Origin of the sequence: Pseudobutyrivibrio xylanivorans, from assembly GCF_010906925.1 — a bacterium.
Lineage (GTDB): Bacteria > Bacillota > Clostridia > Lachnospirales > Lachnospiraceae > Pseudobutyrivibrio.
In genome coordinates, this window is record NZ_VTVE01000003.1 from 35,706 (window position 1) to 52,532 (window position 16,827).

Sequence of the window (16,827 nt, forward strand, 5' to 3'; positions counted from 1 at the left end):
AAAATAAAAGGCCTGGTTCGAAAGAACCAGGCCTTGATTTTAATATTCGCCAGCTTTGTACCTGTTGATAAGCTTTTCGATACGTCCATAAGGATTGAGAAGCTCTGAGATTGAGCAGTCATGATTAAGAGTATCGATGATATATGCGATGTACTTAGACATGTCACACTTAATAAAGTAGTCTCTGTCCTGAATCTCCTGTGGGAGATATGTAAGGTTTGTAGTAACCACCTTGTAGATGATGCCGTCAGCAACTGCCTGATCGAACTTGTCCATTCCGTTTGTGAAAAGACCAAATGTTGCAACTACGAAGATGCGGTTAGCATTACGCTTTTTAAGCTCTGTAGCTACATCAATCATAGACTCGCCTGAAGAAATCATATCATCTACGATGATAACGTCCTTACCTGCTACATCGTTACCTAAGAACTCATGAGCAACGATTGGATTACGTCCGTCAACAATGCGGCTGTAATCACGACGCTTGTAAAACATACCAACATTAACACCAAGTACTGATGCCATGTATACAGCTCTCTTTGTACCGCCCTCATCTGGTGAGATGATCATAAGGTGGTCATTATCAAGAGTTAAATCCTTGCAGTTCTTAAGGATGCCCTTAAGGAACTGATATGTAGGAGAAACAGTCTCAAAGCTGTATAAAGGAATAGCATTCTGAACACGTGGGTCGTGAGCATCAAATGTGATGATGTTATCAACACCCATGTGGATAAGCTCCTGAAGAGCCATAGCACAGTCAAGAGACTCGCGTCCGCTACGACGATGCTGTCTTCCCTCATAGAGGAAAGGAATAATAACAGTGATACGCTTAGCCTTGCCCATTGCAGCTGCAATGATACGCTTTAAGTCACAGTAGATATCGTCTGGACTCATGTGGTTCTCATGACCACATACAGTGTAAGTAAGGCTATAATTAGTAACATCAACAAGAATGTATAAATCAAGTCCACGGACAGATTGATTTATAACACCCTTACCCTCGCCTGAACCGAAACGAGGACACTCTGCGTCTACGATGTAAGAATCGCTGCGATAACCAGCAAGTGTAATAATAGACTGGTCGCTCTTGCGCTCCTGTCTCCACTGAAGGAGATAGTCGTTAACCTTCTCAGCAATCTTTGAACAGCTCTTGTGAGGAATTAATCCTAACTCAGCCATTGGGGGTGTGTTTTCCAACACGATTTCATTGTTTGGCATGTTTTGCTCCTTGAATAATATTTAATTGTTAATTACTTTCTTTATACGAATATCCTCGCCTATTAGTTTGAGAACGTCATAGTTAGAGAATACTCTAGAAGTAATGCGTTCACTGTAAGTGTCCCTCATCTCTTCAAATGAGAGATTAGTAGAAATGATAGTGGATTTGTTCCTAAGGAGTCTCTCATTGAGACACTGGAATAATCTCGCTGTAGTAAAAGAATTCTGGAACTCAGTTCCTAAATCATCAATTATCAATAAATCACAATCAAAAATCTGGTCGTGAATGTCTGCTACATCAGCGTTTTTCTTGAAAGTTTGCTCCTCGAAAACGCGGAAAAGTTCGAAGGCTGTAAAGTAGATTACAGATACGCCATCGTCCAAAAGTGCCTTAGCAATACAGTTAGAAAGGAAAGTCTTTCCGCAACCCGTCTGCCCAAGCAACAAGAGATTACCACCTTTTTCTTTAAAATTCTGCACAAAGTTTTTAGCTCTTTCTAGGGCTATTTGTGCAGTGGCACGGGCGCTAACCTCAGAATTACCCTCAAAATAGTTTTCGTCGTATACATTTAAGTCATAAAAATCAAAGTTTTCCTTTGAAAGGATATTGCTGATGTTAGATTGCTTGTAAATGATATTAATGGCTGCCTGCTTGAAGCAATGGCAACGCTTACCATTGATGAAACCAGTATCCTTACAATCAGGACAATCGTAAGGAGGCTCTAAATAGTCAACAGGAAATCCATGTGATAAAAGAAGGGATTCTCTGCGCTCTTTGAGCTCGTTAAGGCGGCGCTTTGACTCAGCTGCTGCCTCTGATACATCTTTTCCATCTAGTATTGCTGTGATAGAAGTAACTGAAACGGAAGAAGCCTCTGCGTCAAGTTCGGCAAGGGCTGGGATGGCCTCGTACACTTCATCTGTACGATATGAAACAATTTGGTTGTTACGTGACTGCTTATGATTATATTGGCGCATAAGCGCATCATATTGTTCGTTTGATAATGCCATTTTTCTTCTCCCCCTTTATGAAATCTAGTACCCCAATAACTTCTTCTCCAGAGCCTCATAGTTGTAATCGCGCTCTGTAAAATTCTTGAATTTGTTGTTAGTAGGCTTTGACTTAGCTGTAGTAGCAGAAGTCTGACGAGCCTTTGCAAAAGAATCCTTTGCTGAGTTCTTTGCCTGGAAGTCCTCATCAAGCTTAGCAATGTCATCTAAGCTCTTAACAGATGCTTTGTACCATTTAGTAAGAATAGAGTCCGCATACTTAAATGATGGTCTATTAGTCTGTGAGATTGTTCTAGAGCAAGCCTCGCAAATAATATCTAAACTAAGACTATATGTGTTAGCCCATTTATCAATATAGTTGAGCTCAGACTCAACCAAATCTCTTCCTGAGATGCCCATGGCCCTTTTGATGCCATAGACAGTGTTGTTTCTGTCGGCGCTAGTCTTTCTGGCAGCCTCGACTGTGGTGATACCGTCCTCTGCCCAGTTTCTGGCAACAGTATCCATGTAGTGGAAGCTAGTGTGACCGCCGTCGATGCATGTCTCGATAAGATACTGAATCAAATCTGGAGTCATGTGTAAGCTGTCGTACCAGAAAAGTAAAGTAGTTGTATCGCTAGTAGAAAGTGGACGACCAAGATAAGTCTGAGTAACGAAAAGCAAATCGCTAACGTCGGCCTCTTCCTTGAAAGCCTTTAATTCGTCAGGGCTGTAATTTGGTCGTACAACCTCTAGCTTGTTTGTTTTATTAGTGATAGGTGATGGATTATGATCTGGTGCGCTAGCAACAAATGGGCTAGCACACGCAGCATAATCAGCTTGTGGTGCAGAATCGAAGGTGTTCGCATCCACTAAACAGATTCCTGAAAGCTCATTATCTGAAGAATATTCAAGATGAAGCAGGCCCACTTTCTCCCAATAAGTGAAAGCTCGCATTACGTCTTTTTCTGTGTGGTCTAAGCAGTCCGCCAACTGCTCGATGGAAAATTCGTACCCATCTTTATTTAGACAACGAAGTAGATAAAGGTAAGTCTTGACGTATTCCCCATTGGCATCTTTCATGAAATCATCAATAAAAGTATTAGAAACACAAGTAAAACCCGAGTTATTACTAGTGTGCAACATGATGTCAGCCATAAAATTATCCTCTCCTCGTAACTTGAGGCAAATTATATCAAAGGATGAGCAAAAAGAAAAGGGCATGACCCCCGCAAAGCCTTGTAAATAAAGGGTTTGTGAGAATTGTGGACAATGTGGATAACCCGTATACTTACCATAAAAAAGGCAAAAAAAATCCACATTTAGGTCAAGGGAAAAACCCCTTGAAAAATGTGGATAATGTGGATAACTATTTGTTAAGTAGGTTTTCGCCTACTAAATACACGTCTCCGGCGCCCATAGTTATCAACAGGTCATTGTTAATAAGATTTTTTTCTAAAAATTTTTCACAGGCATCGAATGAACCTAAATAATGTACCTCTGTGCCTAACTTTTCTATTCTATCTGCAATGTCTTTTGCGCTGACGCCATAGATATCTGGCTCTCTAGCTGGATAGATATCTGCAAGAACAACCATGTCTGCTGCTGAAAGTGCCTGAGCAAAATCATCAAGGAAGCTCAATGTTCTGGTGTATGTGTGAGACTGGAAGCAAACAATTAATCTACCGTGAGGATAGTTCTTGGCAGCTGCAAGGCTAGCCTTAATCTCTGTTGGGTGATGAGCATAGTCATCAATAACTGTAGCCCCATTAAAAGTACCCTTGTATTCGAAGCGGCGATGAGCGCCACCGAACTTAGCAAGGCCTGCGATAATGTGCTTGTAATCAATACCCATCTCAAGGCAAAGAGCTATAGCAGAAAGGGCATTGCTTATGTTGTGATCGCCAGGTACGTTAAGAGATACTCTCTCAAGAGGTGTGCCATTAAATACAGGAGTGAAGCTAGCATAGCCCTTTTCATTATATGAAATATCAGAAGGGACCATATTAGCATCGCCCTTAAGTGCGTAAGTGATTACCTTGCATTTAACATCCTGAGTGAAGTAGTTAACATCATCTATTTCATTATTAATGATAAGTACACCGTCAGCAGATGTGTTTTCCGCAAATTTCTTAAATGAAGCGCGAACATTTTCAAGGTTCTTGAAGAAATCAAGATGATCTGCTTCTACATTTAAGATAATGTTGTATTTAGGGAAAAATGAGTGATAGCTGTTAGTATACTCACATGCTTCCGTAATAAAGATATCACTGTCGCCAACATGAACGTTGCTGTGGATGGCATCCAAAATACCGCCAACAGAAATAGTTGGGTCACTTGCCGTCTCAAGGAGAATCTGGCTGACCATGGAAGTGGTAGTAGTCTTGCCGTGTGTTCCAGCAACTGTGATAGAGCGACTGTAGTTCTCCATAATTTCGCCAAGTAGCTCGGCTCTAGTAAGCATTGGCTTGCCAGAGGCCTTAGCAGCCTTGAACTCTGGATTATCCTCGTGGATTGCAGCAGTGTATACGATTAGATCGATATCATCTGTAATATTAGCTGCAGCCTGTGGATAATTAATATTAGCTCCAAGGGCACTTAAATGCTCTGTGAGCTCTGATGATGCACGGTCAGATCCTGAAATAGTAAATCCGGCACCAAGTAATATCTCAGCTAAACCACTCATACTGATGCCGCCAATTCCTATAAAATGAACGTGAATCTTGTCGTTAAAGTTTATTTTGTACATTTCAAATCTTCTTCCTTATATTTTAATAAGTAGTAAAAAAATCCAACATATCAACATTACCCCCAATTGGATTTAGTTTCAAGAGTTTTATTGTGCTATTTTAGCAAAACATTTAGTGAAGTTTACTTCAAATTGTCTAACAATTAACAATCCTTTCGTAAAAATTATGAATATTATTGCGTGCAATTGAACACTTTGTTATACTAAATGCATAAGATTGTGAATTTCTTTAGGGATTTGCGTGATTAGGGGGAGTTCTTAGGGGTTTTTATATGGGGACATCCCTCATTGACAGCATGAGAAAGGCAGATGATAGGGATGATTAGAAAAGAAATGATCGCAATGCTTCTTGCTGGCGGGCAGGGGAGCCGCCTGGGCGTGTTGACGTCAGACGTAGCAAAGCCAGCAGTCTCTTTCGGAGGAAAGTATAGGATTATCGATTTTCCTCTTTCAAACTGTATCAATTCGGGGATTGATACCGTTGGCGTTCTAACTCAGTATCAGCCGCTGGTCCTAAATTCTCATATTGGAATTGGTATTCCATGGGATTTGGACAGAAATAATGGTGGTGTAACAGTACTTCCACCATATGAAAAGAGCGATACAAGTGAGTGGTATTCCGGAACGGCCAATGCTATTTTCCAGAACATTAAATACATGGAGAATTATAATCCAGAGTATGTGCTTATCCTTTCAGGTGACCACATATATAAGATGGATTATGAGGCCATGCTTGATTTTCATAAAGCAAAGGGTGCAGATGTAACTATTGCCGTTATTCCTGTGCCAATTGAAGAAGCTTCAAGATTTGGTGTAGTTATTACTGATGATGAAAAGCGCATCAGTGAATTTGAGGAGAAACCTCCTCAGCCACGAAGCAATCTTGCTTCCATGGGTATCTACATTTTCAGCTGGAAGGCTCTTAAGGAATCACTTTTAGCACTTAAGGATCAGAGCAATTGTGATTTTGGTAAGCACGTGCTTCCTTATCTTCACGAGAAGGGCTCACCGATGTATGCTTATGAGTTCAACAGCTATTGGAAGGATGTTGGAACCCTTGGCTCATATTGGGAAGCCAATATGGAGCTTATTGATTTGATTCCAGAGTTTAACTTATATGAAGAGTTCTGGAAGATATACACCAATCAAAATATTATCGAGCCACAGTTTGTTGCTAGTTCAGCAGTGGTTGAAAAGGCAATTATAGGAGCTGGTGCTCAGATATATGGAGAGGTTTATAACTCAGTACTTGGTGCTGGTGTTGTAATAGAAGAAGGAACAGTTATCCGCGATTCAATTATTATGGAAGGTGTTACCATCGGTAAGAATTGCGTGATAGACAAATCGATTATCGCCGAGAATACGGTAGTAGGCGAAGGCACAGGAATAGGTCAAGGAGAAGAGGCACCTAGCAAGTTGAATGCCAGCATATATGGATTTGGTCTTGCGGTTATAGGTGAGAATTCAACTATTCCAGCCCATGTAACTATTGGAAAAAATACAGCTATCAAAGGCGAGACTAGCGATGCAGATTATCCTGACGGACAGCTGGCTAGTGGCGGCTACATTATCAAGGCAGGTGATCGATTATGAAAGCATTAGGAATTATACTAGCGGGTGGAAACTCAAGCAGAATGCAGCAGCTCACCGATAAGAGAGCCATTGCTGCTATGCCAATAGGAGGCAGCTACAGATGTATCGATTTTGTCCTTTCGAATATGACAAACTCGCACATACAGACAGTTGCCGTACTTTCACAGTACAATGCAAGATCTCTTAACGAGCATCTTAATTCGTCAAAATGGTGGAACTTTGGTAGAAAACAGGGAGGTCTCTTCCTATTTACTCCAACAGTTACTACTAATAATAGTTGGTGGTATAGAGGAACCGCAGATGCCATTTGGCAAAATATTGATTTCTTAAAGAAAAGACATGAGCCTTATGTTATTATAGCAAGTGGTGATTGTGTTTATAAATTAGATTTCAACAAGGTTCTTGATTATCACATTGCTAAGCAAGCCGACATTACAGTGGTCTGCGCTAAGTTGCCAGAGGGTGACGATATTAACCGCTACGGAGTAGTGGAAATGGATAGAGATGGCAGAATATTGGAATTCGAGGAGAAGCCAATGGTTGCCAAATCAGACATTGTTTCAGCAGGCGTATATGTAATTAGGCGAAGAGCTCTCATTGATTTGCTTGAAGAATGCAACAAAGAGGGCAGATACAATTTTGTTACAGACATTCTCATAAGATACAAGAGCATGAAGAGAATCTATGGATATCGCATGGAAGGCTATTGGGCTAACATAGCTGACGTAGATAGCTACTTCAAGGCAAACATGGATTTCTTACGCAAGGATGTTAGAGATAGTTTCTTCCATACAGAGCCAGGAGTTTTTTCAAAGACTCACGACCTGCCACCTGCAAAATACAATTCAGGCTCGCGGGTTTCAAATTCTCTGATAGCAGGAGGATGTATTATCAATAGCACAGTAGAGAATTCTGTACTGTTTAAGAAAGCGTTCGTTGGCAACAATTCAGTTGTTAAGAATTGTGTCATCTTGAACGGAGCATACATAGGGGACAACGTGCACGTAGAAAATTGCATTGTTGAAAGCCATGAGACATTGCTCAGCGGATCCACATATATTGGGGAAAATGGAATCCGCATAGTAACCGGAAACAAGAATCGATACGACATGCCAGTTGGGGAGGTATAACACAATGCAAATTACAGACATTAGAATTCGCAAAATTGAGAAGGAAGGCAAAATGAAAGCGGTTGTTTCAGTAACAATCGACGAGGAATTTGTAATTCACGACATCAAGATTATTGAAGGAGATAAGGGACTCTTTATCGCTATGCCATCAAGACGTGGTTCAGAGGGCGGCTATAAAGACATTGCACATCCTATTCGCTCTACCACAAGAGAGCAGATGCAGACAATGATTCTTAATAAATATAAGGAAGAGTTCCCAGAGTAGGATTTATGTTTTTAATTGTTGGTCTAGGCAACCCAGAGAGGAAGTACGAAGGAACCAGACATAATGTAGGCTTTGAAGCTATAGATGTCATTTCTAAAAAATATGGAATAGAAGTCAACCAAAAAGAGCAAAAAGGCTTGGTTGGCAAAGGCATGATAAATGGCTACAAAGTTATTCTGGTAAAGCCTCAGACTTATATGAACCTTAGCGGAGAGTGTGTAGCACCTCTAGCTGATTATTACGATGTGGATCCAGAGACAGAGCTAGTTGTGATATCAGACGACGTTTCACTTTCTACTGGCAATATTAGAGTCAGAAAAAAGGGAAGCGCTGGAGGCCATAATGGTCTTAAAAATATCATTGCTCTTTTAGGCTCTAATGTATTCCCACGTATTAGAGTTGGAGTTGGAGAGTGTACAGATGGGGACATGGTTAGCCATGTGCTTGGTCGCTACGATGCTGAGGATAGAGAGCGCGTTGACGCGTCAATGGAGAAGGTTTTAGGCGCCGTGGAACTGTTTTTAGCAGGTGAATTAGATGCTGCTATGAATAAGTACAACGTTAAAGAAAAGCTTGATTAAATGGTAAAGGGCGTATCTTTTATGGATACTGCCCTTTTTGTGTGTGTTTTATTATTTACAATATGATATAAAAAAATTATACTTTAAAATGTAATGCAAAAAATAACATTATTATCTTGAATAAGAGGGAGATCAGAAGTTGGAAAAAAGTATTAAAATCAAAGCAAAGATGCTAGGCAATGTTGAAATATCATATCAAGGAAAGCCATTTACAATTGAGCGTAATAACACAACAAAAGTAAATCAGCTGTTTCAGATGTTATTATATTTTCCTAATGGATTAACTAGGGATCAGATTATGTACAATCTTTTCCATAACGAGGAGATTGCTGATCCATCTAACAGCCTTAGAGCGCTAGTTTTTCGTCTTAGAAGAGCCCTTCCTAAGGTAGGCCTTCCAGAGGAAGACTATGTATATGTAAAAAGAGGCGTCTACAAAATCAATCCATCAATTGTTGTAGATTGTGATGCTATCGCATTTGAGGAGGCAGCCAAAAAGGCATTGGCATGTGAAGATGCCAAAGAACAGCTTCTTCTTTTACAGGCAGCATGTGATATGTACACAGGAGATTTTTTGCCAGGACTTAGCGGTTCTGATTGGGTAATCACTGTTCAGGTACGCCTTAAAAAGCTATATGATCGATGCGTAAAGCAGATTTGTGAGCTTTCCATTGTATCAAAGGATTTCAAGACTGTTTACGAGGTATCCAGCAGAGCAAATAATTTTTATCCTTATGACGGATGGCAGACATATGAGATGCAGGCTTTGATTGAGCTTGGTAAGTCAAAGGAAGCTCTTAAGCTTTATGAAGATACAGAGAATCTCATGTTTGAGGAATTAGGCGTTTCTATTTCTCCACAGATGACAAGACAGTTAGATCTTCTTGGTGGTCAGATTAAAAACAGCACTGACATGATTAGTGAGGTTAAGAAGAATCTCGACACCTCGAAGGAAGACATAGAGGGTGCCTTCTATTGCACTTATCCTAACTTTGTTGAGAGCTATAGATACATTAAGAGAGTAATTAAGCGTTCTGGTCAGGCTGCATGGCTTATGCTCTGCACTATTACAGACGGCAAGGGATTTGCTCTTGATAGTTCAGATAGATTGACAACACTCGCTGAAGAGCTTTCAGAGGCAATTAGATTAGCTGCCCGCGGTGGTGATATGTACGCGAGATATTCTAATAATCAGTTTGTAGTGCTATTACTTGACATTACACAGGAGGACTGTGTACTAGTTCAGGCTCGAATTAACGAGAATTTGAGCAAGGAATCTAGAAAGAGATATATTAAGTACAATGTTGCTCCAGTTAATCTTCAGAGTGCAGGTACAGATGAGGATACAAGAGAGCTTAATGACATGATTCAAGGAGAAAAGTAATGGCAATTTCAGCGAGAATGGGAAGAGCTGCCAATTGCATTGGCATTATTGTCGATAAGCAAGTTGATGGCTTTTCTGGAAGAATTACCCATAGATTTCAAAAAGATCCGGTGTTGTTCACAGATTTACCAGAGCTTTTTTGTAGAATAATAGAAGTGCTGGATGGATTGAACTATCCTGCCCGTAAAATCAACAAAAGACAGTTTAAGGGCTGCAAGGTGCCAGCTAAAAAAATCAAGCTTAAGCAGGGAATGAAACCTTCGATTCCAGTAAAAGACCTTTTAGGTGGTGAAGAAGGTTTTGTAGTTATGGTAGTTGGTCGTGACAACAGCACGATGCAGGGCGTAGTATATGATTCTGCACTTGATAAAGATTTCAAATTCAACGGGGATGTTGAGCTTTATCGAATACTCTACAAAAATTAAATACTAGGGGACACTGGAGGAAGCAAATGAGAAAAGTCAGCAATTTGCTTTCACTGATTGTTCTATGCGTTAGCTTAGCGGCTTGTGGAACCATGGGAGGTCCAGCCACTGAAGACTCATCAGGCACATCATCAGGTGGAGCACAGGCAAAGGAGTCGAAACAAGGAACTAGGGATAATACTATCCGAGTCCTTACTCCTGAGGCCAGTGGAACGGAAGTCTACGAAAATGATGATGCCTCTATTGATGTGAGCAATGCCAGCGATGGCTATGTGATGGTTGCATATAAAGGCTCGGCGGCTAAAGTAAGAATGCTAATAGAAACACCAGCAGGTAATACGTACAATTACCTAATGGATTTGGACGGTACCTATGATGTCTTTCCACTTTCAGAGGGAAGTGGTACATACAAAATCGGTGTTTACGAGAATCTGCATGATAATCAATATGCAGTGGCATTTTCGCAATCGGTGAATATAACCCTTAAAGATGAATATAGTATGTATCTGTATCCAAATGCTTACGTTCATTTTACTGCAAGTTCTACAGCAGTAAAAAAAGGACAAGAACTTGCTGCTGGAGCAGACACGGATTTAGATGTGGTGGAGAATGTTTATCATTACATTACCAAGAACATCAAATACGATTATGACAAGGCAGAGACAGTTGAATCTGGATATGTGCCAGATGTGGATGAGACACTTGCAACGGGCAAGGGAATTTGCTTTGATTACGCATCTTTAATGGGGGCAATGCTCAGGTCACAGGGAATACCTACAAGACTTGAGATTGGATACGCCGGTACGGAATATCACGCATGGATTTCTGTATATACAAAAGAAACAGGATGGATAGACAAGGTGATCCAGTTTGACGGTAGCAAATGGACCCTTATGGACCCAACACTTGGTTCATATGCCAATTCAAGTACCATTAAGGATCACTTAGCAGATGATACGTATTACCAGTTAAAGTATAAATACTAATTAAGGTGGGGCTATGAGCGATAAAAATAGAAAAAAATTAACTTCTGAGGAACTGTATGCTTTCTCCGATGAAATGGGAATGATGATTTCCAGCGGAGTTTCTGCAATTCAAGGACTTACAATGATGCTAGATGAGTCTGCGGGAGGCGAGGAAAAAGAGCTTCTCACAGAAATGGAGCAGGTTGTAGGTGAGACAGGTTCCCTTTCTAAAGCAATTGATGATTCAAATGTATTTCCAGATTATTTTGTAGAAATGGCAAAGATGGGTGAGACTACCGGTAAAATGGATTCGGTGCTCACTAATTTGGCTGCCCATTATTCACGAGAGATGGCTATCAGCAATGCAATCCGAAGTGCGGTTACATATCCACTTATGATGGTTGCAATGATGCTGATTATCATAATCGTGCTTGTTACTGAGATTATGCCTGTATTTGACCGAGTATTTAAACAGCTGGGTGGTACAATGGATGGTCTTTCTGGCGGCTTCCTTGCCTTTGGTAGTTTCCTTAAAGAGCATGGCATTATCTTTTTGATAATTCTTTTGGCAGTTATTGTGTACCTCATTGTTTTGAACAAATCAAAATGGGGTAAAAATCATAGAAATGGCCTTCTATATAAGAGCCGTCATTTTAAGTCAATTCACTCTAAGATTGCAACTAGCCGATTCGCTTCCGCTATGGCAATGACTCTTTCAAGTGGTATGGATGTAATGACAGCACTTGACGTCAGCAGCCGTATTGTAGAGGCTCCTGAATTTGAGAAAAAGGTTGAAAAGTGCAAGGATGCCTTTGCAGAGAGCATGGACATAGGAAGAGCATTTTCTGCATCTGGCATTTTTGGCGGATTATATGGTCGTATGGCTATTCTTGGCGCAAAGACAGGTAATATGGAAACTGTTCTTGAAAAGGTAGCCACTACATATCAGGAGGAGGCAGATGAGGAGATTAATGACTTAATCGCTGTTGTAGAGCCTACTCTTGTAATAGTTTTATCTGTTATTGTTGGAATTATTCTTTTATCAGTTATGTTGCCACTTTTGAACATCATGTCAGGGATGATTTAGTATGAGCAAGACTAGATTTGGAAGCCTAGACGGCATTCATCAAATTAAAAAGAAAAACTTTGCTAGTACCGCCATGGTATCAGCTTTGCTTTTTGTGCTTATTTTTATAGGCTTTCTGTTTGCTGTGTCAAAAGCTACAGAGGGGTCAGTCTCAGAACAGAGACAGAGTCTATCGGATGCTATTGATAGAGCTGTTATCCAGTGTTATGTAACAGAGGGCAGATATCCTGAGAGTTTTGAATACCTTAAGGAAAATTACGGAATTATCTACGATGATGAGATGTTTAGAGTGGACTATGTAATTTACGGCTCTAACATGAAGCCAGACGTGACAATAATCAATCTACAGTAATTTGGAGGAACAGCTTTGAGTAAAGCGAAGAGTCGAAAACATAATATTGATATCATGTTCCTCATGATTTTATTTTTGATATTCACTTTTTCTGCAGTGAGTGTTCTTTTGATGGCTGTTAATTCCTATAGAAGTGTTGTATCTGCTAACGAAAGCAATGCCAGTGCAAGAACTGCTATTGCATATATTAGGGAGGCAGTAAGACAGCACGATAATGAAGGGGCAGTTGATATCTCAAAGATTGACGGAACAGACTGCATTAGAATGGCCGAGGGAGAGGGCTTCTACTTGTATGTTTATGAGTATGATGGTTATCTTATGGCTCTTGAGGCAAAGGATGGTTCGGGGGTTACAGCTGATTTTGGCGACAAGATTTTAAAAATAAATAGTATGGATTTTGAGAAGGCATCAGATTCCAACACTATATATGTAAATATTGAGGATGAAAGCGGCGAAAAAGAGCAGGTTAGCATAGGAATTAAATCTAGTGTTAATAAAACTCCTTTTATCGAAGAGCCTCAGGAAAAGGAGGGTGACCATGAAGAATAGAAATAATGGCTCCCGAATTTTTCTTACGGAGCTTATGTTTTCAATCTTTTTCTTTATCATAGTAGCGGCTATATGTGTCCAGGCATTTGCTGGAAGTTTTGCTAAGAGCAAGGAAGCAGGTACACTTACGCAGGCAGTCAATGTGGCAACAAATGCAGCAGAAGAATATCTTACTAATGATGATTTTAGTTGCTTTACACAGTACTATGATGACAATTGGCAGAAAATCGACGATGGAAGCAATGCCACCTACAAGGCAACTGGTATAGTGACTGATCCTGAGACAAAGGGCAAATGCCAGTCCATACATTTGGTGGTTTCGACAATAGAGGATGAGGAGATTTATTCGATAGTGGTTGAAAAGGCCCTTAAGGAGTAAATATGGAGCACGCAAAGAAAGAACAGAGATCAATTATTAATATAGGAACAAGCCTGATGGTTGTTATTCTCATTGGTCTTGCATTTGCAGTTATTGCGGCTCTTACTATTTCATCAAGCCACAACAACTACAATCTTAGTAAAAAGCTTGCTGACCACACTGATGAATACTATGAGGCAAGCAATCAGGCTTATGAGAAAATTGCTGAAAGTGACTGGGCAGACCAGGAATTTCAGGTAGATATTAATGACAATCAGATTCTCTCGGTTCAGGTTTCTGGAGGAGAGATTACAAAGTGGCAGGTAGAGAACACTGGTAGCTGGGATGCCGATAGCACTCAGCCTGTTATGACAATAGAAGATTAATCGGGAGGGACTATGGCAATAGACATCGTAAGCTATTTAACAGACGCAGTAAAAAAATATAAGGCATCGGATGTGTTTATTATCACAGGTCGTGAGGTTTCTTTTAGAGTTAATGATCTGGTTATGACACGTTCTGAATTGGAAAATCAGTACTCTGAAAAATCAGAGCCAGATGAAGGCCCGGTTATGCCTGCAAAGGCTGAGGAGCTAGTTGAGCAGATATACAAGTTAGCTGGCCGAGATATTGAAAAATATAAAGAGCATGGGGATGATGATTTCTCATTTGCAATAAAAAATGTATCACGTTTTAGAGTAAATGCTTTCAAACAAAGAGGCACTTATGCAGCAGTAGTGCGTGTGATTACATTTACTTTGCCAGATTATAAGGAGCTTATGATTCCTGAGTCTGTAATTAATCTTGCAAACGAGTCCAAGGGCCTCGTGCTTGTAACAGGTCCTGCCGGAAGTGGTAAGTCTACAACACTTTCTTGCATTGTCGATAGAATTAACAATAATTACAACAAGCATATTATCACTCTTGAGGATCCGGTTGAGTATTTGCACAGGCATAGCAAATCCATCGTTTCTCAAAGAGAGATTCATCTTGATACAGAAAATTACGTGACAGCTCTTCGTGCCTCACTTCGTCAGAGTCCTGATGTTATCTTATTAGGTGAGATGCGTGATGCGGAGACCATTTCTGTTGCTATGACTGCAGCAGAGACCGGTCATTTGATTTTATCTACATTACATACAATCGGTGCAGCTAATACTATCGACCGAATTATCGATGTGTTCCCATCAGAACAGCAGCACCAGATTGCTTTGCAGCTTTCTATGGTTATCAAGGCAGTTGTGTCTCAGCAGCTTGTTCCAGCTGTGGATGGAACTCTTGTGCCTGCCTTTGAAGTAATGACAGTTACTCCTGCCATTCGTAACATGATTCGTGAGAATAAAGTGCCTCAGATTGAGGGTGTAATCTATTCTAGTGACACAGATGAGATGGTTTCTATGGATTCGAGCTTGTATAAATTGGTTCGAGAGGGTAAAATCACTAAGGATACGGCCATGGAATATGCCGTAAACGCAGAAATGTTAGGAAGAAGATTAGGAGTTTAGAGAGAAAATGGAATGTTTTAAACCGATGCTGTTTTCTTGCATGAAAAAGTATAGCAAGGAACAGTTTGCAAAAGACGTAGTATCTGGAATCATTGTGGCAATCATCGCATTGCCACTTTCTATTGCACTTGCACTTGCTTCAGGCGTTGGTCCTGAGCCAGGTCTTTATACTGCAATAGTGGCTGGCTTTTTGATTTCATTTTTTGGTGGTAGTACAGTTCAGATTGCTGGACCTACAGCTGCCTTTGCTACAATTGTTGCTGGAATAATAGCTACAGATGGAATGGATGGACTTATCATCGCTACCATCATGGCTGGTATTATTTTGATTGTGCTTGGACTCATTAAGGCTGGCGCATTAATCAAATTTATTCCTTATACAATCACAACCGGTTTTACAGCCGGTATCGCAGTTACTATTTTGATTGGCCAGTTCAAGGATTTCTTTGGAGTAGATTTCAGGGGTGAAAAGCCAATCGAGACAATTGATAAGTTAAAAGTATTTTTCAGCAATATTGATACAATCAACTATCAGGCAATGATTGTTGGTATTGTATGTCTTGCAGTGCTTATTATCTGGCCTAAGTTTTTCCAGAAAATACCTGCATCAATCATCGCTGTATTTGTTGGAATTGCTATGGTAAAGGGTCTCAATCTTAAAGTAAACACTATTGGTGTTCTTTATCCAGACTTGAAGGCAGGCCTTCCATCTGTTTCAGTTCCACATTTTTCATTTGCACTTATTAAAAATGAGATGCCAAATGCATTCACAATTGCTATCCTTGCTGCTATTGAGTCCCTTCTTTCAGCTGTAGTTGCTGATGGTATGGTAAATAGCAAGCACAGAAGCAACCAGGAGCTTATTGGACAGGGAATTGGTAATATCGGTTCAGTATTGTTTGGCGGTATTCCTGCTACAGGAGCTATTGCTCGTACAGCTGCCAATATCAAAAATGGTGGTCGTACACCAATTGCTGGTATCGTACATTCAATTACACTTTTAGTTATTCTTGTAGTGCTTATGCCATATGCAAAGTTCATTCCAATGCCATGTATCGCAGCTATTCTTTTCCAAGTAGCTTACAATATGTGTCAGTGGAGACCATTTGCAAGACTTGTAAAATATGCTCCAAAGTCAGATATCATCGTACTTGTTTTAACATTTGTACTTACCGTAGTATTTGACCTTGTTGTTGCTATTGAGTGGGGTATGATTGTTGCCTGCATTCTCTTCATTAAGAGAATGAGTGAGGAGACTCATGTCAGCGGTTGGACATACCAGAAGGACGACGAGGAGTTTGTAGATGATCTTCGTCCAGTTGCTAAGGAAATCCGTGTATTTGAGATTACAGGACCACTTTTCTTTGGTGTATCAGATATGCTTGCAGAGAGCATCAATGTAAAGGACTTCACAAAAGTTTTAGTTATCAGAATGCGTTCAGTTCCAGCCATTGATGTAACAGCACTTCGTGCTCTTAGAGATCTTGTGGATGGAGCTGAGAAGAAGGGTGTCACAGTAGTATTCTCACATGTTAACGAGCAGCCTCGTCATATGATGGAAAAGGCTGACTTTATTAATCGAGTTGGTGCGGATAACTTCCAGCCAAATATCGATGCAGCTTTAGATAGGGCTGAAAAATTAGTAAATAATTAGTTTTTTAAATCATGGTTAAATT

General features: G+C 40.3%; 18 protein-coding genes. 14 read left to right on the plus strand and 4 right to left on the minus strand.

The window, feature by feature from the left end; all coding sequences use genetic code 11:
- Positions 1-39: 39 nt before the first annotated feature.
- From F0Q01_RS09605 to murC, 4 genes are all read right to left on the minus strand, one after another.
- On the minus strand, positions 40-1,218 hold the full coding sequence (locus F0Q01_RS09605; protein ID WP_090154542.1) for a ribose-phosphate pyrophosphokinase: 1,179 nt from the start codon (positions 1,216-1,218) through the stop codon (positions 40-42).
- A 21-nt stretch (positions 1,219-1,239) separates the two neighbouring features.
- Positions 1,240-2,229 (minus strand): ATP-binding protein, encoded by a 990-nt coding sequence (locus F0Q01_RS09610; RefSeq protein ID WP_090488460.1) that lies wholly within the window; start codon positions 2,227-2,229, stop codon positions 1,240-1,242.
- 24 nt (positions 2,230-2,253) lie between these two features.
- Positions 2,254-3,366 carry a DnaD domain protein gene (locus F0Q01_RS09615; protein WP_163927219.1) on the minus strand — a complete coding sequence of 371 codons (1,113 nt, stop codon included), beginning with the start codon at positions 3,364-3,366 and terminating at the stop codon, positions 2,254-2,256.
- Between the two features lie 211 nt (positions 3,367-3,577).
- A complete protein-coding gene (gene murC, locus F0Q01_RS09620) occupies positions 3,578-4,957 on the minus strand; it encodes a UDP-N-acetylmuramate--L-alanine ligase (protein ID WP_090488463.1) in 1,380 nt (459 codons plus the stop codon).
- A 318-nt stretch (positions 4,958-5,275) separates the two neighbouring features.
- Between murC and F0Q01_RS09625 the strand changes: the two genes are divergently transcribed.
- The 14 genes from F0Q01_RS09625 (at position 5,276) to F0Q01_RS09690 (ending at position 16,805) form a co-directional block, all read left to right on the plus strand.
- Positions 5,276-6,550, plus strand: a complete 1,275-nt coding sequence (locus F0Q01_RS09625) for a glucose-1-phosphate adenylyltransferase (RefSeq protein ID WP_177209284.1) — start codon at positions 5,276-5,278, stop codon at positions 6,548-6,550.
- The gene (gene glgD / locus F0Q01_RS09630; RefSeq protein WP_090154532.1) at positions 6,547-7,680 is read left to right on the plus strand and encodes a glucose-1-phosphate adenylyltransferase subunit GlgD; all 1,134 of its coding nucleotides are present in this window, start codon (positions 6,547-6,549) and stop codon (positions 7,678-7,680) included. Before F0Q01_RS09625 ends, glgD begins: the two co-directional genes overlap by 4 nt.
- Positions 7,681-7,684: 4 nt before the next feature.
- Complete coding sequence (gene spoVG / locus F0Q01_RS09635; RefSeq protein WP_028235339.1) at positions 7,685-7,945, plus strand: septation regulator SpoVG; 261 nt, start codon at positions 7,685-7,687, stop codon at positions 7,943-7,945.
- A gap of 5 nt (positions 7,946-7,950) precedes the next feature.
- Complete coding sequence (gene pth / locus F0Q01_RS09640) at positions 7,951-8,526, plus strand: aminoacyl-tRNA hydrolase (protein ID WP_090154530.1); 576 nt, start codon at positions 7,951-7,953, stop codon at positions 8,524-8,526.
- 139 nt (positions 8,527-8,665) lie between these two features.
- Complete coding sequence (locus F0Q01_RS09645) at positions 8,666-9,910, plus strand: BTAD domain-containing putative transcriptional regulator (RefSeq protein WP_090488466.1); 1,245 nt, start codon at positions 8,666-8,668, stop codon at positions 9,908-9,910.
- Entirely contained in the window at positions 9,910-10,335 is a 426-nt protein-coding gene (locus F0Q01_RS09650) for a hypothetical protein (protein WP_090488468.1), read from the plus strand. Before F0Q01_RS09645 ends, F0Q01_RS09650 begins: the two co-directional genes overlap by 1 nt.
- A gap of 26 nt (positions 10,336-10,361) precedes the next feature.
- A complete protein-coding gene (locus F0Q01_RS09655) occupies positions 10,362-11,321 on the plus strand; it encodes a transglutaminase-like domain-containing protein (RefSeq protein WP_090488470.1) in 960 nt (319 codons plus the stop codon).
- 13 nt (positions 11,322-11,334) lie between these two features.
- Entirely contained in the window at positions 11,335-12,387 is a 1,053-nt protein-coding gene (locus F0Q01_RS09660) for a type II secretion system F family protein (protein WP_090154522.1), read from the plus strand.
- Position 12,388: 1 nt separating this feature from the next.
- Complete coding sequence (locus F0Q01_RS09665; RefSeq protein WP_090154520.1) at positions 12,389-12,739, plus strand: hypothetical protein; 351 nt, start codon at positions 12,389-12,391, stop codon at positions 12,737-12,739.
- Positions 12,740-12,754: 15 nt separating this feature from the next.
- The gene (locus F0Q01_RS09670; protein WP_090488472.1) at positions 12,755-13,288 is read left to right on the plus strand and encodes a DUF4860 domain-containing protein; all 534 of its coding nucleotides are present in this window, start codon (positions 12,755-12,757) and stop codon (positions 13,286-13,288) included.
- Positions 13,278-13,667 carry a type II secretion system protein gene (locus F0Q01_RS09675; protein ID WP_090488474.1) on the plus strand — a complete coding sequence of 130 codons (390 nt, stop codon included), beginning with the start codon at positions 13,278-13,280 and terminating at the stop codon, positions 13,665-13,667. Before F0Q01_RS09670 ends, F0Q01_RS09675 begins: the two co-directional genes overlap by 11 nt.
- A 2-nt stretch (positions 13,668-13,669) precedes the next feature.
- Positions 13,670-14,032 carry a hypothetical protein gene (locus F0Q01_RS09680; protein ID WP_090154513.1) on the plus strand — a complete coding sequence of 121 codons (363 nt, stop codon included), beginning with the start codon at positions 13,670-13,672 and terminating at the stop codon, positions 14,030-14,032.
- Positions 14,033-14,044: 12 nt separating this feature from the next.
- Positions 14,045-15,151, plus strand: a complete 1,107-nt coding sequence (locus F0Q01_RS09685) for a type IV pilus twitching motility protein PilT (protein WP_090154511.1) — start codon at positions 14,045-14,047, stop codon at positions 15,149-15,151.
- A gap of 7 nt (positions 15,152-15,158) precedes the next feature.
- Positions 15,159-16,805, plus strand: coding sequence for a SulP family inorganic anion transporter (locus F0Q01_RS09690; RefSeq protein ID WP_090488477.1), 1,647 nt, complete (start codon positions 15,159-15,161; stop codon positions 16,803-16,805).
- Positions 16,806-16,827 lie beyond the last annotated feature (22 nt).